The following is a 23,803-nucleotide window of genomic DNA, read 5'->3' as shown; positions in this document are numbered from 1 at the left end:
CACAACATCGAACGAGGCAGGGCATCGGACATGGACGCGGGAACCCCCACCGGATTCATCGAACTCGACAATGTGGAGAAGGTCTTCGACGTGCGTCGCAAGACCGGTTTCATGCGCAGTGAACGCCGCCGGGTGCGGGCGGTCGACTCGATCAGCTTCCGTGTCGCGCGCGGCGAGATGGTCGGTTACATCGGCCCGAACGGCGCGGGGAAGTCGACCACGATCAAGATGCTGACCGGCATCCTCACCCCGAGCGGCGGCCGGCTGCGGGTGGCGGGCATCGATCCTTCCCGGGAGCGTACGAGGCTGGCGCACCGGATCGGTGTGGTGTTCGGCCAGCGCACCACGCTCTGGTGGGACCTGCCGCTGCGCGACTCGTACCGCTTGATGCACCGGATGTACCGGATTCCCGACGCGCGCTACCGGGAGAATCTGGACCGCTGTGTCGAACTCCTCGATCTGGGCGAGCTGTTGGACGTTCCGGTGCGGCAGTTGTCGTTGGGGCAGCGGATGCGTGGCGACATCGCGGCGGCGCTGCTGCACGATCCCGAGGTGCTGTACCTGGACGAGCCGACGATCGGGCTGGATGTCGTCTCCAAGTCCAAGGTCCGTGGGTTCCTGCGGGACCTGAACGCCGAGCGCGGCACGACGGTGCTGCTCACGACCCATGATCTGACGGACATCGAGCAGCTCTGCAAGCGGGTGATGGTGATCGACCACGGCCGTCTGATGTATGACGGTGCCCTCGCCGGTCTGCATGAGGTGGGCGAGAGCGAGCGGACGCTGGTGGTCGACCTGGAGCGTCAATTGCCGCCGATCCGGCTGGAGTCGGCGCCCTCGGTCCGTACGGTGAAGGTGGAGGGGCCGCGGCAGTGGCTGGCTTTCCCGGCCTCGGACTCGGCCGCTCCGCTGGTTGCCCGGATCGCCGCGGACTACCCCTTGGTCGACCTGTCGGTGCGGGAGCCGGACATCGAGGCCGTGATCGCGAAGATGTATGAGTCGGCCACCGGCACGTAGGGGCGCGCAGGACGCGCAGGACGCGCAGGACGCGCAGGGCACGCAGGGCTGTGACGGGGGCGCAGGCGTTCAATAGGCTGCGCGGTATGACAAGTGACCTTCCGGAAATGCGTGCCTCCGATGCCGAGCGCGAGCGGGTCGCCGAGATCCTGCGCGAGGCGGTCGCCGAGGGTCGGCTGGAGATGGAGGAGTTCGAGCAGCGGCTCGACGCGACGTACAAGGCGCGTACGCACGGGGAGTTGGAGCCGCTGGTGCGGGATCTTCCGGCGCCGGGCGCGGCGGTGGCCCCGGTGGGGGCGGCTCCGGCGCAGACCGGATCGCAGAAGCGGTGGGCGGACCGGATCGGCAAGCCCGCCACGTCGGGCGGCGCGTTCGCGATCTGGGGCGGCTTCGGCCGCCGGGGGAACTGGACGGTGGGCCGGAAGTTCACCGCGTTCGCGATGTGGGGCGGCGGTGAGATCGATCTGCGCGAGGCGAACTTCGAGGACCGCGAGGTGGTCATCCGCTGTTTCACGATCATGGGCGGTATGCAGGTGACGGTTCCGCCGGAGCTGGATGTCCAGGTCAAGGGCATCGGCATCCTGGGCGGCTTCGGGGAGCGGACGAAGGACGACGGGGTCCCGTCGCCGGACTCCCCGCGGGTGCGGATCACCGGGCTCGCGCTGCTGGGCGGCGTCGGCGTGGAGCGCAAGCGGAGCAAGGCGGAGAAGCAGCGGCTGAGGGACGCGGAGCTGGCGCGGCTGCGGGAGCTGGACCAGGAGCGCGGGAGCGGGCGGGGCCGGCTGGAGAAGGGCCGGGGGCCGTCGGACCGGTCCGACGACTGACCGGCGTCCCGGAGGTCAGAGCTGGTCGGACCTGGGCCGGTCGGGCACCAGTGCCGTCAGGTCCACCAGCGAGCCCAGCAGTCGGTAGCCGGCGTCGTTCAGATGGAGATGGTCGCCGCTGTCGTAGGCCGTCCGGAGCCTTGTCGGGCGGTGGGGGTCACGGGCCGCCGCGTCGAAGTCGATGACGTGGTCGAAGATCCCGCCCGCCCGGATCAGCCCATTGACCCGTTCCCGTACGTCGTCGCGCGCGGGGGTCCAGGTGCGGAATCCCTCGTACGGCATCAGCGTCGCCCCGACGACCCGCAGTCCGCGCGCGTGGGCGCGCTGCGTCATGGACCGCAGGCCGTCCGCGATGCGCTGCGGGTCGGTCTCCTGCGGGGACTGCTGCACGTCGTTGATGCCGAGCGCGATGACGACGGTCTTCACTCCGGCGATGTCCAGTACGTCGCGGTCGAAGCGGGCGCTCGCCCGTACGCCGCTCCCGTCGCGCAGGATTCGGTTGCCCGCGATGCCCGCGTTGGCCACCCCGTACCGGCCGCGCAGCCGGTCGGCGAGCACATCGGGCCAGCGGCTGTTCGTGTCGAGGGTGGAGCCGGTGCCCGCGGTGAGCGAGTCGCCGATCACGGCGATCGTTCCGGCGGCGGTCGTGGTGTGCACGTCGACGGCGGTGAGGTAGCGCCAGCCGTCGGTCCGCCGGGTGCCCCACGCGGTGTCCACGTACGAGGTCTGGTGGCCGCGCTGGTGGATGGTGACGGGCCCCTCGGCGGTGGGGGTGCGCAGGGTGACCACGAGGTCGGAATCGGCGGCGACCGGGACGACGACGGGGTCGCTGACGATCTGCCCGCCGGCCGCGACGGTCACGGTGCCGGCGCCCCGGAAGGTCACGGGGCGGCTGCTCACGGTGGCGTGGTCCACGACCAGTGGACGGGTGCCGAAGACATTGGAGAGGGTGATGCGGGCCGCGTCGCCGCCGATGCTGGTGTGCACGACGTTACGGATGGTGCGTCGGTTCAGGGCGCTGCCGTTGTAGGAGTCGACCACCCCGGCGACGGGTGCCGCCGCCCAGGTGGCGGCCCAGAGGCCGGTGGCGTGGGCGGGGGCGGCGGGCGTACGGGCCACGGACCGCGGGTCGGGTGCGGTGATCTGCTTCGGCCGGGTGCCGGAGCCGGAGAACAGCAGGGAGCCGACGAACGCCACGGCGGCGGCGAGCGCGGCGGTGCCCGCCACGAGGGCGATGAGCAGGGCGTACCCCTGGCGCCTGGGCATGGGCGGTGTTTCTCCTCGTGATCAATCGGACTGTCCCATGATGGGGCAGGGCATCGGGAACTCGACGTGCGGCCCGGGAGTAGGTCAGGTAGGGACAATGCGTACGGGACACCGGGGGCGAGGCGTACGCGGACGGGTGGAGCGGATGGAACGGATCGATCGGACCGGCCCCGGGGAACCGGGTGCGCGGCAGCAGGAGCGTGCCGGGGAGCAGGCGGCGGGTGCGCCCCGTCCCGTACCCGGTGGCCGCCCTGCTCCGCTCGCCTCGTTCGCGTACACCGCGGCCGACGAGGAGAAGCGGCGCGGTGTGCGCCGGATGAAGACCACGGCCACGGGCCTCCTTCTGCTGGTCGCGCTCGTGTACGTACTCGCCACCTGGGCGAAGAACGCGGGTGTGGGCGGCTGGCCGGGCTTCGTCGCCGCGGCCGCCGAGGCGGGGATGGTGGGTGCGCTGGCCGACTGGTTCGCCGTCACGGCGCTGTTCAAGCGTCCGCTCGGCCTGCCGATCCCGCACACCGCCATTATCCCCACCAAGAAGGACCAGCTCGGCGCCTCTCTGGGTTCCTTCGTCGGCGAGAATTTCCTCTCCGGCGATGTCGTACGGGGCCGGATCCACGCGCTCGGTGTCGGCCGCCGCCTCGGTGCCTGGCTGGCCGAGCCGGAGCACGCGGACCGGGTCACCGCCGAGCTGTCGACCGCGTTGCGCGGTGCGCTGAGGGTGCTGCGGGATTCCGATGTGCAGGCCGTGGTGGGTGAGGCGATCACCCGGCGGGCGAACGCGGTGGAGATCGGGCCGGGTCTCGGCAAGATGCTGGAGAAGATCGTCTCCGACGGGGGCCACCGCAAGGTGGTGGACCTGATCTGTGTACGCGCCCACGACTGGCTGGTGCTGCACGGCGATTCGGTGATGGACGCGGTGCAGGGCGGGGCCCCCGGCTGGACGCCGCGGTTCGTCGACAAGCGGGTGGGCGAGCGGGTCTACAAGGAGCTGCTGCGGTTCGTCACGGAGATGCGGGACATGCCGGGACACCCGGCGCGCGCTTCGATCGACACGTTCCTGACGGACTTCGCGGCCGACCTCCAGACGGACTCGGACACCCGGGCCCGGGTCGAGCGGCTGAAGTCGGAGATCCTGGGACGTGGCGAGGTCCAGGAGGTCATCGCCTCGGCCTGGTCGTCCGTACGCACGATGATCATCGCGGCGGCGGAGGACGAGCAGAGCGAGCTGCGGCTGCGGGCGCGGGCCTCACTGATGGCGCTGGGGGCGCGGCTGGCGTCGGACGACCGGCTCCAGGCGAAGCTGGACGGCTGGCTGGAGGACGCCGCGGTCTACGTCGTCACGACCTACCGCGCGGAGATCACCTCGCTGATCAGTGACACGGTCGCGAGCTGGGACGCGGATCAGACGTCGAAGAAGATCGAGGCGCACATCGGCCGCGACCTGCAGTTCATCCGGATCAACGGCACGGTGGTGGGCGCCCTGGCGGGGCTGCTGATCTACACGGTGTCGTGGGCACTGGGGGCGTAGCGCGGCCAGGGCCGACGGACGGACAGAAAGGGGCGGGGGCTTTCGGAGCCCCCGCCCTTCTCCGTACTCACGTACATGTTTTGCGTACTTCCGTACGTGTTTCGCGTACTTTCGTACAGGCTCTCAGGCGGCCCGGCGGGTGACCGCCCACGACGCGGCGGCCATGCTGCCCGCCACGGCGAAGACGGCGGGCCAGGCGCCGACCTTCTTGGCCAGCGGGTGCGAACCGGCGAACGCGGCGACGTACGCCGCGGTCAGCCCGACGGCCGCGCGCGGCCCGGCCTGCCGGTTCCACTCGTACGCGGCGACGGTGCCCGCGGCGGCGAGGGCGACCCCGCCCAGCGGCCGCTTCCTGGTCCACCGCGCCACGGCGTACCCGCCGACCAGCCCGCTCGCCGCCACTGCCGCTGCCGGAACCTTCGCCATCGCAGCCACCTTCGCCTTCTCGTCCGTGTTGTCCGGGCCCGGAGCCCGGGTCTTCGAGGCTAACGCGGCGCCGGGGATTCCGGTCGCCGAGGGGGTGCACAAGCGTTTACCCTGGGGTGAACGCGCGTGCACCCCCGCGCCGCACCCTCGCGCCCCGCACGACGCCCTTGCCGCCGAGCACCGTACGGAGAGCCATGCCCGCGGACATACCCGCCCCGACCACCGTCCCCGAAGAGGCCCCGCACCCGCGCTTCGCCGTCGGTGTACTGGCGTTCTGCGGTGTCGTGGTCGCGGTGATGCAGACGATCGTCGTCCCGCTGCTCCCGCACATCCCGGCCCTCACCGGCGCGAGCCCGGCCGCCGCGAGCTGGCTGGTCACCGTCACCCTGCTCACCGGCGCCGTCTTCACGCCCGTCCTGGGCCGGGTCGGTGACATGTACGGCAAGCGGCGGGTGCTCGTCGCCTCGCTCATGGTGCTGGTGGTGGGTTCGGTCCTGTGCGCGGTCAGTTCCCACATCGGGGTGCTGATCACCGGCCGCGCCCTGCAGGGTGCGGCGCTCGCCGTCCTGCCGCTGGGCATCAGCATCCTGCGCGACGAACTCCCGCCCGAGCGGGTGCTGTCCGCCGTGGCGCTGATGAGCTCGACGCTCGGCATCGGCGCGGCGGTCGGGCTGCCGGTCGCGGCCCTCGTCGTCGAGAACTTCGACTGGCACACGATGTTCTGGGTCTCGGGTGCGATCGGTGTCATCGACATCGTGCTGGTGCTGTGGTGCGTACCGGAATCGCCGCTGCGCACCCGTGGCCGCTTCGACGCCCTCGGCGCGCTGGGCCTGTCCGGGGCCCTGGTCTGTCTGCTGCTCGCGGTCACCCAGGGCGCCGACTGGGGCTGGTCCTCGGCCCGGACGGTCGGTCTGCTGGTGGCGGCCGTCGTCGTGGCGCTGGTCTGGGGCGCGTACGAGCTCCGGGTGGGGTCGCCCATGGTCGACCTGCGGGTCTCGGCCCGCCCGGCGGTGCTGTTCACCAACATCGCCGCCCTGCTGATCGGTTTCGCCTTCTACGCGAACTCCCTGGTCACCGCGCAGATGGTGCAGGAGCCGAAGGAGACGGGCTACGGGCTGGGCGCCTCGCTCGTCGTCAGCGGCCTCTGCCTGCTGCCGGGCGGCGTGATGATGGTGGCGCTCTCACCGGTCTCGGCGCGGATCTCCGCGAAATACGGCCCGAAGGTCAGCCTGGCGCTGGCGGCCGGGGTGATCGCCACCGGTTACGTGGTGCGTTACTTCACCAGCCACAACCTCTGGCTGATCATCGCCGGTGCGACGGTCGTCGCCTCGGGCACGGCCATCGCGTACTCGGCACTGCCCGCGCTGGTCATGCGCGGCGTCCCGGTCAGCGAGACGGGCGCGGCCAACGGCCTCAACACACTGATGCGGTCGATCGGACAGGCCTTCTGCAGCGCGACGGTGGCCGCGGTCCTCGCCAACATCACCTTCCGGGTGGGCGGCAGAACGGCCCCGACGCTCCACGCGTACCAGCTGGTCTTCCTGATCGCGGCGGGCGCCGCCCTCGCGGCACTGCTGGTCACCCTGTTCCTGCCGGGCAGCCGTACACCCGCGACGGGTACGGTCGAAGGGAACCGCGACGTCCCGGGCGACCGGAAGGACGGTGTGCGGACGATGCCGATCCAGGAGGGCGCATGACCAGCGGCCAGGCCACCGCACCGGCTCCGGCCCGGCCCGGTGCCGATCCGGGCACCGGCCGGGACGCGATCCTGCGCGCGGCCCGCCGGGCGTTCACCCAGCGCCCGTACGCCGAGGTCACCATCAGGGGGATCGCGGCCGACGCCGGAGTGAGCCCGTCCCTGGTGGTCAAGCACTTCGGCCGCAAGGAGGAACTCTTCAACACCGTCGCCGACTTCGGCCCCGCCGCCGCGGAGCTCTTCGACGCGCCGCTCGGTGTCCTGGGCCGCCACATGGTGGTGACGCTGGTGAGCCGCCGCCGCGAACTGCAGTCCGACCCATTGCTGCGCGTCGTCTTCTCGCTCGGCAACCGTGACGAACGCTCCCTGCTGCGCGACCGCTTCCAGGAACAGGTCACCGACGCCCTCACCGCCCGCCTCCCCGGCCGCGAACGCGCCCTGCGCGCCGAGCTGATCGCCGGCCACCTCCTCGGCCTCGGCGCCACCCTCAGCCTCCACCGCGAGGGCGCCGGCGCGGACGCCACCCCCGAACACCTCGCGGACCTGTACGCGCCCGCGCTGCAGTCCCTGATCGACGGGTGACGCGGAGGACTACCGCTGGACCGGCGGGTGTCGTCACGGGCGGTAGAGCGCCCGGCACCGGACCGCGTCGGCCGCCTCGCCCTCGCGGACCGGCAGGAAGTACTCCACCTGCCACTCCTGCGTACGGCCGGCCTGGCGATTGGGCGTCGTCACCCACGGCGGATAGACGCGGAACGCGCGCTTCCCGCCGGAACCGTTCCTCGACACGATGTCCCGCTCGCCGAGCACGTCACGGGGGAACACGAACTGCCCGAAGCCGCCGGCGTCGCGGGTGCTGATGACGAAGAGGTCGACCGGGTCGCCGGAGTCGTAGGGCCGGATCGGGCCCTCCGCGGACCGCTTCCACACCGTCACGAACTGGCCGGCCTTCGTCGGGGTGGTCCGGGCCACCCGGAACCTGACGGCGGAGCCGTCCACGGTGAAGGAATGTGCCCCGTACTCGGTGCTCTCCGCTTCGGGCACCGGTCGCGTGCACACGAATCCGCTCGGGTCGTAGACCAGCGCCTTCGCCGCGAGGAGGTCGGGGTGAAGGGGCTCGCCGTACGGCCAGGGGTCGGGCCAGGGCTCGGTTCGGGCATCGGGCGAGGGTTCAGGAGGTGTTGCCATTTCGCCCATTCTGTCAGCGGCTGTCCCGTCGTCGAGCCGTGGGCGGGCGACGTGGCGGCGATCGTCGACGCGCTCGGGGCCGACTCCGCCGATGTGTTCGGCAGCAGTGGCGGCGCGGTGACCGGGCTCGCCCTCGTCGCACGGCACCCGGCCCGGGTCCGGACGCTCGTGGCGCACGAGCCGCCGGTCATGGAACTTCTCCCCGACGCGGTCGAGTGACCTCTACCCGTCCCGCTGGACCTCCGCGGCCCGTTCCGTCAGCAGTGCGAGCACATGCCCGAGCTGCTCACGGGCGCCCGGATCGGTGATGACCCCGTCCGGGCCGACCGCGTTCCGGTCCACGGGCATCCGTACGCAGGCCGGCTCCACGATGTCCGCACCGGTGTAGCCGAGCACCGTACGCAGCGTGGCCTCGGCGCCCTGGCCGCGGCCGGGAGCCGCGGCGTTCACCCAGGCGGTCGGCTTGTCGCAGATCTCGGTACCGCCGACCGTCCAGTCCAGCAGGTTCTTGAACGCCCCCGGCAGGGTCCCCGCGTACTCCGGCGTACAGACCAGAACGGCATCCGCCTCGCCGATCGCCGCACGCAGCTCCACCACCGGACCCGGCAGCGGATCGGCATCGTCATCGGGGTTGAAGTGCGGGAGCGCCGCGAGGCCGCCGTAGAGAACGGTCCGCACCTCTGCGGGCGCCACGGCCCGCGCGGTGCGCAGCACGGTCTCGTTGGAGGAACCGCTGCGCAGGCTTCCGGACAGCAGGAGGATCACAGGTGACGTCGGCATACCCGGGTCAACCTGCGACGATCGGGCCCCATTCCCTCCGTTCCCCCTTCCTGCATCCCCGCATACGACGCCACCCCGGTACGAGCGCGGGGCGGGCTCGTACCGGGGTGGTGGTCGCGCGGTGCGGTGGGATCAGCTGAAGACGACCGAGCGGAGCTTCAGCCGGCTGGACGCGTGGCCGCCGTTGGGCCGGAGGGTGAAGTAGTCGCCCTCGCAGTCGGGGCCGGAGAAGACCGTCGCGCTGGAGTCGGTGAAGTTCCAGGGGGTGTGGGCGGGGTTCGTCGAAGCGGGGTCGGCCACCTCGGGCAGGGTGATGCACATCCGGCTCGGCGGGTCGACGAGGAAGCCGACCCGCGGCGAGCCGTCGAGGCCGGTGTAGGTGTACGTGAAGTCTCCGGTGGCCGCGCCGGCCGAGGTCGGCACGGCGAGAATGAGCGCGAGCGCGCCGAAGGCGGCAGCAACGGTGGAACGAAGACGCATGGGGGAACTCCTTGTGCGGGGATCGGAAACTCCCCAAGTCTGTGCCGTTGACCTGCGGTTACTGTCCAGAGTGGGGTTCCGTCACCCGGACGAGATCTGCTGAATCGGTTCTGTCAGCGGCCATGCGGGTCATGAGCCGGTCCCAGTGTGTTGACGACACCGTTGGCGAATTACCGGGGGCAGAACGTGACGTCGGCCTGCATGACCCGTTGTGGTTGTGAAGGCCGACGCTGTGTTTTGGTCGCGCACCGAGCTGGCGTCGCAGCGAACGCCCCCGATGCCGAGGGGATGCCGGGGCCACTACAGGGACAGCGCTGTTGGCTAGTTTGGCCCGGTGAAGACACAGATGATCGTGCTCAACGGTGGCTCCAGCTCCGGGAAGTCCGGGATCGCCCGGTGTCTGCAGGCGGTGTTGCCGGATCCGTGGCTGACCTTCGGGGTGGACACACTGGTCGAGGCGATGCCCGCGTCCATGCGTACGTCGGATGCGGGCATCGAGTTCGCTCCGGACGGCGAGGTGATCGTCGGCCCCGAGTTCCGTACGTTGGAGACGGCATGGATCGAGGGGGTCGTCACGATGGCCCGTGCGGGAGCCGGGGTCATCGTCGACGAGGTCTTCCTCGGCGGCGCGGCCTCCCAGCAGCGGTGGCAGAAGGCGCTCGGCGGGCTCCCGGTGCTGTGGGTGGGCGTCCGGTGCGAGAGCGCCGTCGCCGCAGCCCGTGAGGTGGCGCGGGGTGACCGCGTCCCCGGCATGGCGGTCTCGCAGGCGGACGTGGTCCACCAGGGTGTGACCTACGACGTCGAGGTGGACACGACGCGGAGCGAGTCCATGGAGTGCGCGCGGATCATCGCAGCCCACATCGGTTGACGGGGCGCGGTCCCACCGCCGTACCATCCGCCGCCCCAATGATCGTTTCCGGCCACGGCACTGCACGTCACGCCATTACGCGTCGCCGAGCTCCAGCTCACCGACGACCTGATCCCCGCTCGTCTCCCCGGTCGGCCGGAACCCGAGCCTGAGGTAGAACTGCTCGGGCCCGTGCTCACCGGGGACCCAGCTCACGGTCGCACGCGTCTGCCCCCGCCGCCGGATCTCCTCGCACACCGCCGCCACGGCGAAGCGGCCGTATCCCTGTCCCTGCTGATCGGCGGCGATGTTCAGCCGCCAGAGGCCGGAGCGCAGCCTGGTGTCGTTCGGGTCGTCCGGGTAGAACCGGACATCGAAGAAGGCCATGACGAAGCCGACGAGCTGCTCGCCGTCGAAGATCAGCCGGGGCCAGGCGATGTCGGGGGTCGCGTAGGCCTGAGCCAGCGACCAGGCGACCGGCTTCACGAGGCCGTCCTGGTCGGGGCGTACGTTCAGTTGGCAGGCGGCCTCGACGTTGTCCGACGTGACCTTTTCCAGGCGCAGTGATGAAGGCATGCGGGCAACCTACAGACCGGCGCCCTGCCGCATCGAACGGATGCCCGGTGCCGCCGAGTTGGCGGAACCGGGCATCCAGCGAACTCCCTTGTGACAGAGGTTAGTTCGCGGGGGCCTGGTAGAGGCCCCGGCCGGCGCGGTGGGCCCGGGAGGTGGCGACGAGTCGGTCGAGGGTGCTGCGAACGGTGTTGATGCCGTTCGGGGTGAGCTCGCGACCCAGGGCCTTCGTCACGTCACGGGCCCGGACGGGGGTGTCGCCGGATGCCGCGAGCACCTTCATGGCCAGCTCGGTGAGGCTGCCGCTGTCGTCGACGGCCGGTGCGGAGGCCGCGGCGGCCGCGGAGGTCGCGGAGGTCGCGGCCTTCTTCGGCACCCTGGCCTTCGCGGGCTTGGCGGCCTTGGCTGCCTTCGCCGGTGCGGCGGGCTTGCTGTCCTTGACCGTCTTGACCGTCTTGGTCGCCTTGGCGGGCGCGGCGGACTCCGCGTCCTTGGCGTCCTTGCTGTCCTTGGCGTCCTTGACGTCCTCGGCGGGCTTGGCGGCGACGGCCTTCTTGGCCTGGCCGCGCTGGGCCCGCGGCTTGGCGGCAGCCTGCTTGCGGCCCTTGGGTGCGGCGGGCGCCTTGCGGGCGGCCCGGCGCGCGGGGTCCTCCGCCTGCTCCTGCGGGGCCTCTGCCTGGTCGGCGGAGTCGGTGGAGCCGATGGAGGCCTGCGCCTGCTGCGGGATCCTGGGGGCGGGAACGCTCGCCGTCCCGGCCTTGGCGTCGTCGGCCTCACCCGACTCCGTCACGTTCGCCTCCGTCTCCGCCACCGCGTTGGCGCTCGCGGAGGGAGCCGGGGCGGGAGCGGGGGCGGCCGACAGCGCACGCAGTGCCGTCAGCGCGGTCCGTACCGACTCCAGGCGTTCGGTGACGGTCGCGAGTTCCTTCTCCAGAGTCTGCTGGTGCTGCTCCAGGCGAGGAAGTTCCGCCTCCAGCAAGGCAGTTGTGGCATCGATGGTGACCAGTGTGTTGGTCTCGGAGGTCATGTTGTCGCCCTTCTGTTCCGGCCGACCGTTGGTGACCGATGTATCGCAGGGTAAGGGGTGTTGTGTTGTGGCCGGAAATCGCCTCTCGCTGCGAACCGTTCAAGGGACACCGCCAGCACTGATCGTCAGTCTTCCGAAAGTCCTGGCATTGCGCCCAGAAGATGACGTGGGAGGCACTCTTTTGGCCGCATCCCACGCGGCCTGAACGGTGCGGCGCGGCCCGTGAGGAACGAACGCGTCCCTCGTCCCCCGGCGGGAGCGGGGGGCGAGGGACGCGGGAAGCAGAGAGTGCGGGTGGGGCCGGGACCGTCAGCCGTTCCGGCTCACCGGCGCGGAGCCGGTGGGATAACTGGTGCCGGTTTCCTAGGGGTTGGGGATCTCGCGGCTGAGCTGGCTGTCGCAGTTCACGACGTTCCGGTGCAGGTGCGCACCATTCACGTTGCCGGTGGCGCCCGAGGTGCCGATCTGCTGGCCCCGGGCCACCGTGTCGTCGGTGTTGATGACCGTCGAATTCAGGTGGGCGTACTGGGTGCACCGGTTGTTGCCGTGGTCGACCAGTGCCATGATGTCGCCCGCACCGTTCCAGCCCTCGAAGTGGATGGTGCCGCCCGCCGAGGCGACGATCGGGGTTCCGGTCGGCATGGCGAAGTCGACCGCGTGCCGGTTGTAGTCGTCGTTGTGCGAGTAGCCCTCGCCCGGGGTCTGGGCCACGGTGTACGTGCTGCCGGCCCGGAACGGCAGTCCGAACGGGGCGCCGCCGGAGCAGACGGGCACCACCGGCCCCTGCCGCCCCCGCCACCCTGCCGCCCCCGCCACCCTGCCGCCCCCGCCACCCTGCTAACCCCCTGCCCCTGTCGCCCCGCCTCTCAGGCCCGGACCTCCCCGGCCGCGAGCGAGCCCCGGCCGTCCGGCGCCACCCGCCGCTCCCCGACGCGTTCCCACCGCAGCCGCAAACCCATCACGATCAACGCAGCGACCGCGAACCCTGCACCGGCCCAAGCCAGTTGACGAGCTCCGTACTCGGCCAGGACCCAGCCGCCGACCGCGGTGCCGACGGTGATGCCGAGGTTGGAGAACGAGATGAAGAGGCTGTTGCCGAACTCGGGCGCGTCACTCGCGTCCCGCCCCAGCCAGCTCTGGCTCACGATGAGCCCGCCCGAATGCACGGCACCCCAGACCAGGACCGTCAGAACCATCGGAGCGAGCATCGGCCCGACGGCGTACAGAAGGACGTAGACCAGCAGGCACAGCGCCGGGTAGGCGACGACGGTGCGGACGAGATTGCGTCGCAACAGGCTGCCGAAGGCGAAGTTCCCGAGGATCATCACGATGCCGAACGCCATCAGCATGGCGCTGACCCACGTACCGTCCATGTGCGTGACCTGACCCAGGTACTCGGCGAAGTAGCCGTAGACCGAGAACATCGCCGCGAAGACCAGAACGATGGAGGCAATGGTCAGCCACATCTGCGGCCGCCTGAGGACCTTCAGCTGAGCGCCGTACGAGACGCGTTGACCGACCGGCATCGACGGTACGAACCGCAGGATGCCCAGGAAGGCGATCAGGTTGACGAGCGCGCCGAACCAGAAGGCCGAAGCGAGCGACAGATGCTCGGCGAGGTACGAGGTCAACGGCACACCGAACGCGAAGCCGACGGTGACTCCGGCGAACACGGTCGTCGTGGCCCGGGTCGCGTCCTTCGCGGGCACCAGCCGTGCGGCGGTGGCGAGCGCGACCGCGAAGAACACGGGATGGAAGAGGGCGGGAACGACGCGGAACGCGAGCATCACCTCGTACTGCGTGGTGAGTGCGTAGACGGCGTTGGAGATGGCGAACACCGCGATTGCGGCGGCGAGCACCTTCTTGCGGTCGATACCGGAGGCGAGCAGCGTGGTGAACGGTCCGGACACCGCGATGACCAGGGCGAACACCCCGACGAGCCAGCCGGCGGCGGACGGTGTGACACCGAGTTCGGCCGAGACCTGGGGCAGCACACCGACCATGCCCATCTCGGTGGTGATGATCCCGAACACGCCCAGGGCGAGCACCAGGACGGTGAGGGAGGTCTTTCTCATCGGAACGATCAGTACCTTTCATTAAATCTAGAAAAGTAGATACATTGGGTTAAGGGTCGACACCGTACAGGGGGGAAGGTGAACTACAACTCGTCGCGGACGTACGCGGCGAACTCGGCGATCACCGGCTCGTTGCGCCGGTAGTACGTCCACTTGCCGATGCGTTCCGAGGTGAGCAGCCCGGCGTCCTTCAGGGTCTGCAGATAGCCGGACACCACCGACTGCGCCAGCCCGGACCGCTTCTGGATGTCGCCGACGCACACACCGATATGGAAGCCGAGCCCCTGCTGTCGGTAGGAGTCCTCGTCGAAATGCTTCTCCGGCTCCCTCAGCCACTGCGTGAACTGCAGGCGCGCGGGATTGGCGAGCGCCTTGTGTACGGCCAGGGGATCCATCGCTCCACCCTTCCACGGTTTCTCGACGTTACACATCTAGCTTTCGCGATATGTAGCGGAAAAGTCAAATCGCGCCGCCGGGCGCCATCGAGGCGCACGGGTCCTGGCTGTCGTCGGGGGCGAAGTCCCGCACGCGTGGCGGGACATGGAGACGGTGCTGTACGGTGACGAGGTCATCACGCTCTGTGTGTTCACGCGCGCATAGAGCGGCCCCCGGCGGTGCGCCAACACCAACCCGAGGGCCTACACCACCAGTGGAATAGAGGCCACCGGAAATGTTGCGTCATGCTATCGCGCCGTCCGCGCGCTATACGAAGGCATCACACGATGTCGTCCGGCACCCGCGTCTGAACAGCGACGCGAAGATCCTGCTCCTGTACGTCCAGGGCCTCCCCGACAACACCACCTTCAAGCCCTTGAGCGAGCTGGCCCAGAAGCTGGGCATCAAGGGCCGCGCCTACCAGAAGGCGAAGCAGCAGTTGATCGAGAACGGGTACGTACACGAGTGGCGCAGCCAGGCCGACGGTGGCCGCTGGATCACCGAGCAACTGGTCGCGAACGCCCCCCTGACGAGTGAGCAGGCGGGCCACTTACGAGGTACCCCGTCGGCCGCGTCGCCCGTCTCCCCGCCACCGAGTACGCACTCTCCGACGGTCGGCGAACCGACTGCCCGGACGGCCGGTGGCTATGAACCGGTAGAAGACCACAGTGATAAAACCACTCCCCACCCACCCTCCGAACCCTCTGAACCTTCCGCGCTCTCCGAACCGGAGCGCCCGGCCTCGACGGCGGACCCCGCACTGCTGGCCCGCGCCGAACGAGTCCTGCTCTCCCTGCGCCACTCCCGCCGCGAACTGCACCTGGGCGTACGCGAGGCCGCCAAGCTGGCCTTCGACGCGGTCAAGTGGCTGGAGCGCGGCCTGAGCGAGTCCGACCTGCGCCAGGCCCTGCTCGCCGAACGCCCGAAAGACGGCGTGCGCTCGGCAGTCGGCTTCCTCCGCTACCGCCTCGTCGAGAAACTCCCCGAACCCCGGACGACACCGCAGTCCTACGAACCAACACGCCCCCGCGAACTGATCGAATGCCAGGGCCCAGGCAAGACACACAACTTCCGCCCCCTGCTGGACGAGACGAAATGCACCCCGTGCCGCCTGATCGCAGCGAACACCATGTACTCCGCATCCCCCTCACCGGAGCCCGACCACCTGCCATGGCGAGAGCGCTTCGCAAAGATCAACACAACACCGACGGCTCTACCGGGCGAAGGCTGACGGCTACCGTGCCACTGGCGGCTAATGGTTGAGGGTTGACGAGAAGCCGTGTCTCTTGCTGAATTCCACGAAGGCGGACGAGGATTCCGGTGGAATCAGCAGAGTGGCCCGCACAAGTCGGGGGCCTGGTCCTGGGTGCTGGTCTTTTCGCACCAGATGCGAATGTCGTCTTCGCTGGCGGCCTGTCGGCCGAGTTCGATGCGGGAGACCTTGGATTCCTGCCACCCAGTGGCATGGGCGAATGCCCGGCCGCTTGCGAACCCCGCATCTTTGCGGGTCGAGCGAAGCCGGGCACCCAGCGCCTCGCGTGCTACCTGTGCGTTGGTGCTCGCCGATGAGTCAGGGCTTGTACTCGGTGTGAGGGGTGGCTACGGACCAGAGCAGATCCCGCAGTCGAACGCATTCGGCCACGGTGTCGCGATCCTCGATGATCTCTGATCCCAGAACTCGACCCTCCGGGTCGAAGTGGCCGACCGCGAGCAGGCGGTCGTCGTACAGCCACCAGTCGTTGCCCGCTACGGGGTACGAGATGCCTTCCGGGACCATGTGCCGAGGTAGCCAGCGGATGTCTTCGCCGGCCTCGATGTTGAGGTGGGTCAGCGAATCCTCCCATTCGACGTATCGGGAGTGCGGTTCCGTGACCACTCGGACCCGACGCACGGTCTTGCCCTCGCCAGTCACCCGCTGCATGAGCGTCTTCCACGGGGCGAGCCACGCGTAGTCGTCGGAATCGCCCCTCTGCCATCGTGCATAGGGCGTGTCTTCGATCGGCGATCCGTAGTCGTCCCTCAGTTCCATATGGAATGCGTCGCGCTCGAAGCTTTTGAACAGCTCGTCACGCTGGGCGCTGGTGATCAGGTCCACTGTTCTCCTTCAGCAGTGCAATGATCGAGGACGTGGGGACCTCGATGCAGTCCTCGTAGTCAGGCAACCGCATCTGGCCCAAGGCCTCGGTGTCTCGCATCTTCGGCCCCTGCACGATGCATGTGCCTTGCTCTGTGACGAGCATGATCGGCGCATCCAGCATCGGGTCCGGGCGTCGCGAGGGGGGTCACCACATGCACCGGCGCGGCCATAGCCGTCCTGCTCTGGTGCTTCGACGGCCGCCTCGTGGTCACCGAGGACTGGCACGCCGAACTGCGGCCGGACGACACCGACACCATCACCACGTACGAGCGGGTGTGGCAGACCCCTGAGCGAATCCGCTGTGTTCGGAGCCGAGGCCCAACGCGCAATCGCCCAGGCGCGCCGGAGCGTCGACGGTCGCTGACGTGCCTCGTGGTTACGAGTGCTCCGCGAGCTGACGGCCCGCGGAACTTCGCAGGCTTCGTACGAACTCGGTCCAGGCGCTTCGTTGCACAGTCAGTTGAGCCCTCTGGGGTCGCTTCGAGTCGCGCACACCGATGACCGAAGCCAGATCGGCAACCTCGACGCACTCCGTGCCACTTCCGCCGCTGTACGACGACTTGAACCAGTGGGCTTGTCCGTGATCCATCAAAGCTCTCCGTAGACTCGATTCAGGAACGTGGCAGACAGGTCAATATCCAGCGCCTGCGCACGCAGGTACTCGAACGCCAATTTATAGCGCGCAAGTTCCTGCGTCTTCTCCATGAAGAGGCCACCACCAATGATGTCCACGTACACGACGTCGAGTTCGGGTGCGGGGCCACCAAGGACGACGAAGCTGCCCACTGCTGCTGCGTGGGCACCTGCTTCGAACGGCAGTATCTGCACCGTAATGTGTGGCTGGGTGGCCACTTCGCACAGATGCTTCAACTGCTCGCGCATGACCTCGCGACCACCCACGATGCGTCGGATGACGGCTTCGTCAATCACTGCCCAAATGTGCGGTGGCTCGGTCCGAGTGAGGAGTTCTTGCCGCTTCATGCGGATGTCCACCATGTGGTGGATCTCCTGGTCAGTGCATCGCCTCTCCGAGGCACGATGTACCGCTTCTGCATACTCGCGTGTCTGGAGCAGGCCGGGCACGTACATGCAGGCGTAGTGGTCCTCGCTGACCACCTCGTCTTCGAGGGTCAGCATGAGGTTCATCGACTCGGGAATCGGGTCGGCCAACGAGCGCCACCAGCCCTGAATTTTGGCTCCCTTGGCCAGCTCGACCAGCGATGCCCGCTCCTGATCCGAAGCGCCGTACTCGCGACACAGGGCGTCGACGGCTGGCCACTTGACCGTGCCTTCCTTCGTCTCGTAGCGGCTCAAGGTTGCCTTGGAGATGCCAACCCGAGCCCCGGCCTCTTCCAGTGTGAGGCCTTTGTGTTCGCGCAGGCGGCGCAGATCTGCGCCGAGTTGGCGTCTACGTGTGGTCGGTCCGACTGGCATGGCTGTGGTCCCTCGCGTCGATCCCCAAGAGCGTGCATCGCGTGGAGCGTATTGAGCAAGACAGCGCACCTCGGGGGCGCGCGTCGATTGGCGTGCTTCCACAGGTGCAGCGTGAGAGTTCCATTTTGAGAGTTTCGCTGCCACTGTGTGAGAGGCGTTGGGCACATAGGGTGACCATCTCATGGTGTGGGAGTGATCGGCTTGGGTGAGTGTCGTTTTGGGGTGGACAGGAAGGCATGGGACCTGGCGTTCCTGGCTGAGGCTGAAGAGCTCGCCGGTCTGCGGCGAGTGATGCGATTGCACCTGGAGCTCTGGGGCTTGCCGGGGGTCATCCACGCGGCACAGATCTGCGTTACGGAACTGGTCGCAAACGTGGTTACGCACGTGGGGCCCGGGACGCCGTGTTGTCTAGCCGTCTCCATGAACGGCGATCGCCTTCGCATCGAGGTGAGCGATCCCGACCTGCGGGGAATCCCAACGCTCGTCGTGGCAGCGGAGGGGAGCGAGACGGGGAGGGGGATGACCCTTGTGGACGGCGTGTCGGATCGCTGGGGTGTCATCCTCCGCGGTGACTCCAAGGTCGTCTGGTGTGAGTTGTCTGCCGGCCTTCGGTCGTCAAGTGATCACGTTGATAGCCCGCAAGTTGCCAAGGCAGAAGCCTTATTGAGCCTTTGCGGGCTCGGAAGCGCCCCGGCGAGAGTCCGTCATGAGCGGCTGAGTCTGGCATTGGGGAAAGAACTGGCAATCGACCTGATCGTTGATCTCCTCCATTGGCTCCGTGCCCATGGCTGCGATCCGGACGACGCCCTCGAGTGCGCGCAAACGCACTTCGAGGCTGATATGGCGTAGCGGCCTGTGCCTGAGGGAGCTTGTCGGCATCGGTGAAGAGGGGTGAAATTACTCGCGTCCTTCCGCAAGGACGCTGAGAGTCGCCCCAGTGAGTAGGTGCAGCCGATCGCCGACAGCTCCCTCTGGCTGCGCGCGCGGCCACGTCCCCGACGGGGTGCCGGACCGGGCTCCATCAGTGGATGCTTTTAGGACAAGTCGCGAGGGAATCAAGCCACTTGGTCTCGCGAGGCGGCAGGAGCGATTGAAAGTGATCGGATAGTCGGAAGCATGTTCGCATGGCTGCGTACAGAGCTTTCTTCGGACATGTGGATGAGTTTCCTCCCGGCACCCATTTTGATTCCCGGCAGGCTGTCAAGGAGGCCAGGCTTCACAAGGAGCGCGAGGCGGGTATCTCGTGGGGGCTCGATGCCGACGGGGAGAGAGCCGCCGATGCGATCGTGCTGAATCAGGGCTATGAAGACGATCTCGACAATTGGGATGAGGTCGTCTACACAGGTGCTGGTGGCCGGGACCGGAATACTGGTCGGCAGATTGAGGATCAGACTTGGGAGAATCGTGGGAACGCGGGTCTTCGGAGAAGTCGAATATCGGCCAACCCCATACGGGTCATCCGAGGCAGTGAAGGGGAGCGAGACTATTCACCTGCAGGCGGGTACCGATATGACGGACTCTACGAGATTGTCGAGGAGTGGACCGAAGTCGGCAAGGCCGGCTTTCGGATCTGCCGCTTTAGGCTGAGGCGCCTCTCAGCTGAAACGCAGGAACTTACGCCTGTTGAGCAGCAGGTCCGAGACATCCTCGACCAGCAAGGTCAAGGTACGGCTGATCAGAACAGTGCTGACGTGCCCGAGGTGGCTACGCAGCGCCGGACGGCCACGGTCGAACGCATCGTCCGAGACACGGCTGTTGTCCGCCGTGTCAAGCGGTGGCATGAGTACACGTGTCAGATCTGTGGCCTAGCGCTGACAGTTGGGGCTGAGGGCAAGAGCTATGCCGAGGGAGCGCACATACAAGCACTTGGGGGCTCCGCCGGGGGCCCTGATGTCGAAGGGAATGTGTTGTGCCTATGCCCCAACTGCCATGTGCGACTCGACCGTGGTGCCCTCTATCTGACCGATGATTTTCATGTTGTGGATCGCTATGCAGAAGGTCTGACCGCGCGAGCGGCTCCGTTGAGGACGGTGGAACAGCATCGCATTGGGGAGCGATTCCTCAGAGCACACCGCCGCTTCTGGCGCATAAGTGATCTGGATCGCTAACCCGCAGCGATTGTTGAGTAGGTCCACACGTCGGCTGGCATCTCGTGGCGGAGGTTCCAGACGATGCCCATGGGCTTGCTGCCCTTGTGCTCGACGTACTCGGCAGGGCCAAGGAGCATCCACGGCTGTGGCCCGCCGATGTCCGTCTTCTTGTAGCGGCGGACGAAGAGGAGGACGTGGGTGCCCTTCTCCTTGTGGGTCTGGTAGCGGATGCCGGTGGGGGACGTCTCTGAGGTTTGGTTCTGGGACTCCCAGTGGAACAAGTGCTCGTTCCGGGCGTAGTCCTTGTAGCGAGTTTCCGGGGAGAAGTCCTTCTCGTCCTTTTCGAGGGTGATGAGTAGTGCATCGGTCTGGATGTTCTCGCACCACTTCACGCCTTCGCGGAAGTGGCCCGGCATGAAGCCACCGACGTAGGACTGTCCGAGGGCGGGGAGGATCTCCTCGCGGCTATATGAGGCGTGGACTGACAGCGGCAGGCTCGCGTGCTCGCCGAGCAGCGGGACGGGTACGTGGTCAGCCTGGCCTAGAACGTGAGCGAGGACCTGGCGGAGTTCTTCGCGAAAGGCGTGTTGAGGGCGGAGGGTGTCGTAGCCCTCTTGGTAGCTGTTGAATCCGCCGCCCAGTGGCCATAGCGAGAAGAAGAACATGCGGGCATAAGCCTGGTCTTGTTCGCTGAGCTCGCTGTACGCGGGGGCGTCGTCGACGAGCAGCTTGCTGTACGCGGCGACTCGGAGCGGGTCATCGACGTGGAGGAAGGCTGAGACGCGCTTCAGTAGGGAAGATTCTCCACCTGGCCCGGACTCGGGGAGGAGCTTGGCTCGGCGAAGCAGACCTGTCCATGAGTTCCCGCTGCCCCGGTACAGCTCCTTGAGCTCGCGGCGGCTCTCCTGGAGGTACTTGGCGAGTCGAGGCTCGGCGTAGTCGGCGACCTCGCGTGCGAGCTGTGTGACGTTGACACCGATCTGGCTGCGGATGTTGTCAATGATCAGTTCCTTGGCCTTCGGTTCAAGGATGATCTGGCAGCCAGATGGCAGCTGTGGGAAGTCGTTCTCGACGTTGGCGAGTAGACGATTGCGGGTGAGGTTGGTCAGCGCGCGGAACTGCTCCTCGAAGCGGAACTCCTTGCGGTGCTGACCGATGAAGTCCAGAACAGTGAGGACGGCCTTGTCCTCGGTCCGACGCAGGCCTCGTCCCAGCTGTTGGAGGAACACTGTGGCGCTGGAAGTAGGGCGTAGGAGAAGCAGGGTGTCGACGTCTGGGATGTCGAGACCCTCGTTGAACAGGTCGACAGAGAAGATGACGTGGAGCGTTCCTGCTTTGAGTTGATCCAGGGCGTTCTTGCGTTCATCACGCGGGGTCTCGCCCGACAGAGCCACTGCGTTGAGGCCGGCTCGACAGAAGAAGTCGGCCATGAAGATTGCATGCGCGACCGACACGCAGAAGCCCAAGGCGCGCATCGAGCCCGGGTCGGCAACCTTGTCCCTCACGGCTTGCACAACGAGCCTGGCTCGTGCGTCATTGCCAGTGAAGAGATTGCTGAGATCCGCGGCGTCGTACGATCCTCGCTTCCAGGCGATGGCGCTCATGTCGGTGTTGTCGGTGACGCCGAAGTAGTGGAAGGGGCTGAGCAGGTCGTTCTCCAGGGCTTCCCAGAGGCGCATCTCCGCTGCGATCCGGCCGTCAAAGTACTCGTCCTGGATGTTCAGCCCGTCCATGCGCTCCGGGGTTGCAGTAAGCCCAAGGAGCTCCTGCGGCTCGAAGTGAGCCAGGATCCTGCGGTACGTCGGGGAGGTGCCGTGATGAAACTCGTCGATCACGATGACATCGAAGTGATCTGGGGCAAGGCGGTCCAGCGCTCGGGCGTTGAGTGACTGGACGCTGCCAAAGACATGCGTCCAGTTGTCTGGGATTTCCCCGCCGACGAAGAGCTCGCCGAAGTTCGCGTCCACCAACACGTTCTGGTAGACGCGCAGAGACTGCTCCAGGATCTCCTTGCGGTGAGCGACGAAGAGCAGCCGCGGATCACGGCCCAGGGTCCGGCGCAGGCTCTTGAAGTCGAGTGCTGCCATCACGGTCTTGCCGGTCCCCGTCGCGGCAACGAGGAGGTTGCGGTGCCTGTCGTGGACGATGCGCTCCACTTCGAGACGTTCAAGCATGTCGCGTTGGTGGGGGTAGGGGCGGACTTCAAGCCCAGAGAGCGTGATGGTGGGGCCTCCGTTCTGACTGGATCCGCCAGCTTGGGAGAGCGCTTCGTCGAGTCGTGGTGCGTCACTGTCCGGGTCGTACGGCTCGAAGGAGCGCTCGCTCCAGTACGCATCGAATGTTGCCTCGAACTTGCGGATGACGGCGGGGGTGGCAACCGACGACAGCCGCACGTTCCATTCGAGCCCGTCGAGCAACGCAGCCTTGGACAGGTTCGAGCTGCCTACGTACGCCGTATCGAAGCCACTGCCGCGACGGAAGAGCCATGCCTTGGCATGGAGGCGCGTCGAGCGGAGCTCGTAGTTGACCTTCACCTCAGCGCCGAATTCACGGACCAGACGGTCCAGTGCGCGACGCTCGGTGGCTCCGATGTAGGTGGTTGTCAGTACGCGGATGGGGACGCCGCGATCGCGCGCGGAGGAGAGCGACTGCTCAAGGACTCGGAGTCCGTGCCACTTCACGAAGGCGCAGAGGAGGTCAACGCGGTCTGCCGTAGCCAACTCAGCCCGCAGCTCGAATCCCAGGCTTGGGTCTTCGGGAGAATTAGTGATCAGCGCTGTCTCGGAGAGGGGCGTCGCCGGGCGAATTGCGTAGACACCAGGAGCTTTCTGCTCTGCGACTGCGAGCAACTGTCGGGGCCCTTCGATGACGAGGTCGATCCACTCGGTCGCGCCGTCGATGGTGCTGAGCGAATCCAGGATGTGGTTGGCGGCGACTACCTGCTCCGCAGGTGAAAGGCCCTGGAGGACCCTTCGTACGACGTTCGCAATGTGGCGTGTCAGCACGTTTGGCGCAGATTCAGCGCCAACCACTTCGTCGATGGAGCGCCAGCCTGCGGAGTCGAACTGCTTCATGCGATCTTCGAGGCGTTGGGTGATCAGCGTCTCGTACAGCCCAGCGACCGGAGCCGCGTTGCCTGCCGCCTCGTTGGGCATGACGGAATCCCCTTATCTCGTCAGCTACGCATGCAGTTGTATCAAGTCGGACTGACAAACCGCTGGGCGCCTACGTCGTCGCTTGAGGTGGTGGCTATCAGGCCCCGTCTTCGGGACCTCTACTCAAGTCCCGTACATAGCCCGAGCCCGGCCGGTCGCCCAGTTGGATCTTCTCTCCCGTGGGGACGAAGCCCGTGCGGGTCAGGACTGTGCGGGAGGCCGTGTTGTCGAGGGCGGCTGCTGCGCGGAGTGTGGTCAGGCCGTATTCCGTGGCTGCCAGGGTGCAGAGGTGGAGGACGGTGGCGGTGGCGAGGCCGCGGTGGGTGGCCTTCTCGGCCATGCGGAATCCCAGATCGGCGGAGCCGTCCGCGACGTCGACCAGGTTGAAGCGGCCCAGCACCTCGCCGTCGGTGTCGACCAGGACGTGGAAGTGGCAGAGCCCGGTGGCCTGTTCGGCGAGCAGTGCGGTGAGGCGGGCGTCGAAGTCGGTGAAGTAGGCGTCGCCGCGGTCCGGAATGGATGCGGCGAAGAACGCGCGGTTCTCCTGCTCGAACGTGAGCAGGGCGGGCGCGTGGTCGGGGCGGAGGCGCTGGAGCTCGGGCATGGCAGAACCATACGGATACGCATTCCGGTGGTGCGGGTGATTTCTTTGTCCGGAGTGCGTACGGCTCCCTGTGTCCGTTCGCGCAGTGATGGGTGACCGTTGGGGCACGTCCGGGTTCTTGGGCCCGTTGGTCTCTTCCTCGGGCCTTCCCGGGCTTCGTATCTTCCTTGTTGGGCTTGGCGCGTCGGCCGACATGGCGGGGAGGGCGGATGAGGACGGTT

General features: G+C 67.7%; 26 protein-coding genes. 10 read left to right on the top strand and 16 right to left on the bottom strand.

The window, feature by feature from the left end; translation table 11 throughout:
* Positions 1–30: 30 nt before the first annotated feature.
* Together ACFVX4_RS04475 and ACFVX4_RS04470 are read left to right on the top strand one after the other, a co-directional pair.
* The gene (locus ACFVX4_RS04475) at positions 31–1,017 is read left to right on the top strand and encodes an ATP-binding cassette domain-containing protein (RefSeq protein WP_389971803.1); all 987 of its coding nucleotides are present in this window, start codon (positions 31–33) and stop codon (positions 1,015–1,017) included.
* 107 nt (positions 1,018–1,124) lie between these two features.
* Positions 1,125–1,841 (top strand): DUF1707 domain-containing protein, encoded by a 717-nt coding sequence (locus ACFVX4_RS04470; RefSeq protein ID WP_389971801.1) that lies wholly within the window; start codon positions 1,125–1,127, stop codon positions 1,839–1,841.
* Between the two features lie 15 nt (positions 1,842–1,856).
* On the opposite strand, the gene ACFVX4_RS04465 is transcribed toward ACFVX4_RS04470, so the two are convergent.
* Entirely contained in the window at positions 1,857–3,107 is a 1,251-nt protein-coding gene (locus ACFVX4_RS04465) for an SGNH/GDSL hydrolase family protein (protein WP_389971799.1), read from the bottom strand.
* Positions 3,108–3,204: 97 nt separating this feature from the next.
* On the opposite strand from ACFVX4_RS04465, the gene ACFVX4_RS04460 reads away from it, so the two are divergent.
* Positions 3,205–4,635: a DUF445 domain-containing protein gene (locus ACFVX4_RS04460; protein WP_389971797.1), complete on the top strand. Its 1,431-nt coding sequence runs from the start codon at positions 3,205–3,207 to the stop codon at positions 4,633–4,635.
* Between the two features lie 123 nt (positions 4,636–4,758).
* On the opposite strand, the gene ACFVX4_RS04455 is transcribed toward ACFVX4_RS04460, so the two are convergent.
* Entirely contained in the window at positions 4,759–5,061 is a 303-nt protein-coding gene (locus ACFVX4_RS04455) for a hypothetical protein (protein WP_389971795.1), read from the bottom strand.
* 194 nt (positions 5,062–5,255) lie between these two features.
* Between ACFVX4_RS04455 and ACFVX4_RS04450 the strand changes: the two genes are divergently transcribed.
* On the top strand, positions 5,256–6,758 hold the full coding sequence (locus ACFVX4_RS04450; protein WP_389971793.1) for an MFS transporter: 1,503 nt from the start codon (positions 5,256–5,258) through the stop codon (positions 6,756–6,758).
* The gene (locus ACFVX4_RS04445) at positions 6,755–7,339 is read left to right on the top strand and encodes a TetR family transcriptional regulator (RefSeq protein WP_389971791.1); all 585 of its coding nucleotides are present in this window, start codon (positions 6,755–6,757) and stop codon (positions 7,337–7,339) included. The genes ACFVX4_RS04450 and ACFVX4_RS04445 overlap by 4 nt, the downstream gene beginning before the upstream one ends.
* Positions 7,340–7,372: 33 nt before the next feature.
* Here the strand turns inward: ACFVX4_RS04445 and ACFVX4_RS04440 are convergent, their stop codons facing one another.
* Positions 7,373–7,945, bottom strand: a complete 573-nt coding sequence (locus tag ACFVX4_RS04440) for a MepB family protein (protein ID WP_389971789.1) — start codon at positions 7,943–7,945, stop codon at positions 7,373–7,375.
* A 51-nt stretch (positions 7,946–7,996) separates the two neighbouring features.
* Between ACFVX4_RS04440 and ACFVX4_RS04435 the strand changes: the two genes are divergently transcribed.
* Positions 7,997–8,164, top strand: coding sequence for an alpha/beta fold hydrolase (locus ACFVX4_RS04435; protein ID WP_389971787.1), 168 nt, complete (start codon positions 7,997–7,999; stop codon positions 8,162–8,164).
* 3 nt (positions 8,165–8,167) lie between these two features.
* Here ACFVX4_RS04435 and ACFVX4_RS04430 read toward each other — a convergent pair whose 3' ends face one another.
* Entirely contained in the window at positions 8,168–8,725 is a 558-nt protein-coding gene (locus ACFVX4_RS04430; RefSeq protein WP_389971785.1) for an NADPH-dependent FMN reductase, read from the bottom strand.
* Positions 8,726–8,857: 132 nt separating this feature from the next.
* Entirely contained in the window at positions 8,858–9,205 is a 348-nt protein-coding gene (locus ACFVX4_RS04425; protein ID WP_389971783.1) for a hypothetical protein, read from the bottom strand.
* Between the two features lie 346 nt (positions 9,206–9,551).
* Between ACFVX4_RS04425 and cpt the strand changes: the two genes are divergently transcribed.
* Positions 9,552–10,073 carry a chloramphenicol phosphotransferase CPT gene (gene cpt, locus ACFVX4_RS04420; RefSeq protein WP_389972108.1) on the top strand — a complete coding sequence of 174 codons (522 nt, stop codon included), beginning with the start codon at positions 9,552–9,554 and terminating at the stop codon, positions 10,071–10,073.
* Between the two features lie 75 nt (positions 10,074–10,148).
* Here the strand turns inward: cpt and ACFVX4_RS04415 are convergent, their stop codons facing one another.
* From ACFVX4_RS04415 to ACFVX4_RS04395, 5 genes are all read right to left on the bottom strand, one after another.
* Complete coding sequence (locus tag ACFVX4_RS04415; RefSeq protein ID WP_389971781.1) at positions 10,149–10,628, bottom strand: GNAT family N-acetyltransferase; 480 nt, start codon at positions 10,626–10,628, stop codon at positions 10,149–10,151.
* Positions 10,629–10,728: 100 nt separating this feature from the next.
* The gene (locus ACFVX4_RS04410) at positions 10,729–11,652 is read right to left on the bottom strand and encodes a hypothetical protein (protein ID WP_389971779.1); all 924 of its coding nucleotides are present in this window, start codon (positions 11,650–11,652) and stop codon (positions 10,729–10,731) included.
* Between the two features lie 363 nt (positions 11,653–12,015).
* Positions 12,016–12,426: a M23 family metallopeptidase gene (locus tag ACFVX4_RS04405; RefSeq protein ID WP_389971777.1), complete on the bottom strand. Its 411-nt coding sequence runs from the start codon at positions 12,424–12,426 to the stop codon at positions 12,016–12,018.
* A 92-nt stretch (positions 12,427–12,518) separates the two neighbouring features.
* A complete protein-coding gene (locus ACFVX4_RS04400) occupies positions 12,519–13,727 on the bottom strand; it encodes an MFS transporter (protein ID WP_389971775.1) in 1,209 nt (402 codons plus the stop codon).
* Between the two features lie 83 nt (positions 13,728–13,810).
* Positions 13,811–14,122 carry an ArsR/SmtB family transcription factor gene (locus ACFVX4_RS04395; RefSeq protein ID WP_389971773.1) on the bottom strand — a complete coding sequence of 104 codons (312 nt, stop codon included), beginning with the start codon at positions 14,120–14,122 and terminating at the stop codon, positions 13,811–13,813.
* Between the two features lie 275 nt (positions 14,123–14,397).
* On the opposite strand from ACFVX4_RS04395, the gene ACFVX4_RS04390 reads away from it, so the two are divergent.
* A complete protein-coding gene (locus ACFVX4_RS04390; RefSeq protein WP_389971771.1) occupies positions 14,398–15,393 on the top strand; it encodes a hypothetical protein in 996 nt (331 codons plus the stop codon).
* A gap of 95 nt (positions 15,394–15,488) precedes the next feature.
* Here ACFVX4_RS04390 and ACFVX4_RS04385 read toward each other — a convergent pair whose 3' ends face one another.
* From ACFVX4_RS04385 to ACFVX4_RS04370, 4 genes are all read right to left on the bottom strand, one after another.
* On the bottom strand, positions 15,489–15,692 hold the full coding sequence (locus tag ACFVX4_RS04385) for a helix-turn-helix domain-containing protein (protein WP_389972106.1): 204 nt from the start codon (positions 15,690–15,692) through the stop codon (positions 15,489–15,491).
* A gap of 40 nt (positions 15,693–15,732) precedes the next feature.
* The gene (locus tag ACFVX4_RS04380; RefSeq protein ID WP_389971769.1) at positions 15,733–16,257 is read right to left on the bottom strand and encodes a DUF6879 family protein; all 525 of its coding nucleotides are present in this window, start codon (positions 16,255–16,257) and stop codon (positions 15,733–15,735) included.
* A 418-nt stretch (positions 16,258–16,675) separates the two neighbouring features.
* Complete coding sequence (locus tag ACFVX4_RS04375; RefSeq protein ID WP_389971767.1) at positions 16,676–16,888, bottom strand: DUF397 domain-containing protein; 213 nt, start codon at positions 16,886–16,888, stop codon at positions 16,676–16,678.
* On the bottom strand, positions 16,888–17,733 hold the full coding sequence (locus tag ACFVX4_RS04370) for a helix-turn-helix domain-containing protein (RefSeq protein WP_389971765.1): 846 nt from the start codon (positions 17,731–17,733) through the stop codon (positions 16,888–16,890). The genes ACFVX4_RS04375 and ACFVX4_RS04370 overlap by 1 nt, the downstream gene beginning before the upstream one ends.
* 222 nt (positions 17,734–17,955) lie before the next feature.
* Here ACFVX4_RS04370 and ACFVX4_RS04365 point away from each other — a divergent pair, with 222 nt between their 5' ends.
* Positions 17,956–18,582 (top strand): ATP-binding protein, encoded by a 627-nt coding sequence (locus tag ACFVX4_RS04365; protein WP_389971763.1) that lies wholly within the window; start codon positions 17,956–17,958, stop codon positions 18,580–18,582.
* 275 nt (positions 18,583–18,857) lie between these two features.
* Complete coding sequence (locus ACFVX4_RS04360) at positions 18,858–19,841, top strand: YDG/SRA domain-containing protein (RefSeq protein ID WP_389971761.1); 984 nt, start codon at positions 18,858–18,860, stop codon at positions 19,839–19,841.
* Here ACFVX4_RS04360 and ACFVX4_RS04355 read toward each other — a convergent pair.
* A complete protein-coding gene (locus ACFVX4_RS04355) occupies positions 19,838–22,978 on the bottom strand; it encodes a DUF3427 domain-containing protein (RefSeq protein WP_389971759.1) in 3,141 nt (1,046 codons plus the stop codon). The genes ACFVX4_RS04360 and ACFVX4_RS04355 overlap by 4 nt on opposite strands.
* Positions 22,979–23,075: 97 nt before the next feature.
* Positions 23,076–23,582: a GNAT family N-acetyltransferase gene (locus ACFVX4_RS04350; protein ID WP_389971757.1), complete on the bottom strand. Its 507-nt coding sequence runs from the start codon at positions 23,580–23,582 to the stop codon at positions 23,076–23,078.
* Positions 23,583–23,803 lie beyond the last annotated feature (221 nt).

Origin of the sequence: Streptomyces sp. NPDC058240 (assembly GCF_042882135.1) — a bacterium.
GTDB lineage: Bacteria > Actinomycetota > Actinomycetes > Streptomycetales > Streptomycetaceae > Streptomyces.
The sequence above is the reverse complement of the archived record's forward strand: the minus strand, read 5'-3'. Positions and strand labels throughout refer to the sequence as shown.

Coding starts and splice junctions, on each gene's coding strand:
- ACFVX4_RS04415 (WP_389971781.1), bottom strand. CDS start 10,628: ATGCCTTCATCACTGCGCCTGGAAAAGGTCACGTCGGACAACGTCGAG.
- cpt (WP_389972108.1), top strand. CDS start 9,552: ATGATCGTGCTCAACGGTGGCTCCAGCTCCGGGAAGTCCGGGATCGCC.
- ACFVX4_RS04430 (WP_389971785.1), bottom strand. CDS start 8,725: ATGCCGACGTCACCTGTGATCCTCCTGCTGTCCGGAAGCCTGCGCAGC.
- ACFVX4_RS04475 (WP_389971803.1), top strand. CDS start 31: ATGGACGCGGGAACCCCCACCGGATTCATCGAACTCGACAATGTGGAG.
- ACFVX4_RS04465 (WP_389971799.1), bottom strand. CDS start 3,107: ATGCCCAGGCGCCAGGGGTACGCCCTGCTCATCGCCCTCGTGGCGGGC.
- ACFVX4_RS04355 (WP_389971759.1), bottom strand. CDS start 22,978: ATGCCCAACGAGGCGGCAGGCAACGCGGCTCCGGTCGCTGGGCTGTAC.
- ACFVX4_RS04440 (WP_389971789.1), bottom strand. CDS start 7,945: ATGGCAACACCTCCTGAACCCTCGCCCGATGCCCGAACCGAGCCCTGG.
- ACFVX4_RS04410 (WP_389971779.1), bottom strand. CDS start 11,652: ATGACCTCCGAGACCAACACACTGGTCACCATCGATGCCACAACTGCC.
- ACFVX4_RS04350 (WP_389971757.1), bottom strand. CDS start 23,582: ATGCCCGAGCTCCAGCGCCTCCGCCCCGACCACGCGCCCGCCCTGCTC.
- ACFVX4_RS04360 (WP_389971761.1), top strand. CDS start 18,858: ATGGCTGCGTACAGAGCTTTCTTCGGACATGTGGATGAGTTTCCTCCC.
- ACFVX4_RS04390 (WP_389971771.1), top strand. CDS start 14,398: ATGTTGCGTCATGCTATCGCGCCGTCCGCGCGCTATACGAAGGCATCA.
- ACFVX4_RS04450 (WP_389971793.1), top strand. CDS start 5,256: ATGCCCGCGGACATACCCGCCCCGACCACCGTCCCCGAAGAGGCCCCG.
- ACFVX4_RS04455 (WP_389971795.1), bottom strand. CDS start 5,061: ATGGCGAAGGTTCCGGCAGCGGCAGTGGCGGCGAGCGGGCTGGTCGGC.
- ACFVX4_RS04395 (WP_389971773.1), bottom strand. CDS start 14,122: ATGGATCCCCTGGCCGTACACAAGGCGCTCGCCAATCCCGCGCGCCTG.
- ACFVX4_RS04470 (WP_389971801.1), top strand. CDS start 1,125: ATGCGTGCCTCCGATGCCGAGCGCGAGCGGGTCGCCGAGATCCTGCGC.
- ACFVX4_RS04425 (WP_389971783.1), bottom strand. CDS start 9,205: ATGCGTCTTCGTTCCACCGTTGCTGCCGCCTTCGGCGCGCTCGCGCTC.
- ACFVX4_RS04460 (WP_389971797.1), top strand. CDS start 3,205: ATGCGTACGGGACACCGGGGGCGAGGCGTACGCGGACGGGTGGAGCGG.
- ACFVX4_RS04375 (WP_389971767.1), bottom strand. CDS start 16,888: ATGGATCACGGACAAGCCCACTGGTTCAAGTCGTCGTACAGCGGCGGA.
- ACFVX4_RS04445 (WP_389971791.1), top strand. CDS start 6,755: ATGACCAGCGGCCAGGCCACCGCACCGGCTCCGGCCCGGCCCGGTGCC.
- ACFVX4_RS04400 (WP_389971775.1), bottom strand. CDS start 13,727: ATGAGAAAGACCTCCCTCACCGTCCTGGTGCTCGCCCTGGGCGTGTTC.
- ACFVX4_RS04370 (WP_389971765.1), bottom strand. CDS start 17,733: ATGCCAGTCGGACCGACCACACGTAGACGCCAACTCGGCGCAGATCTG.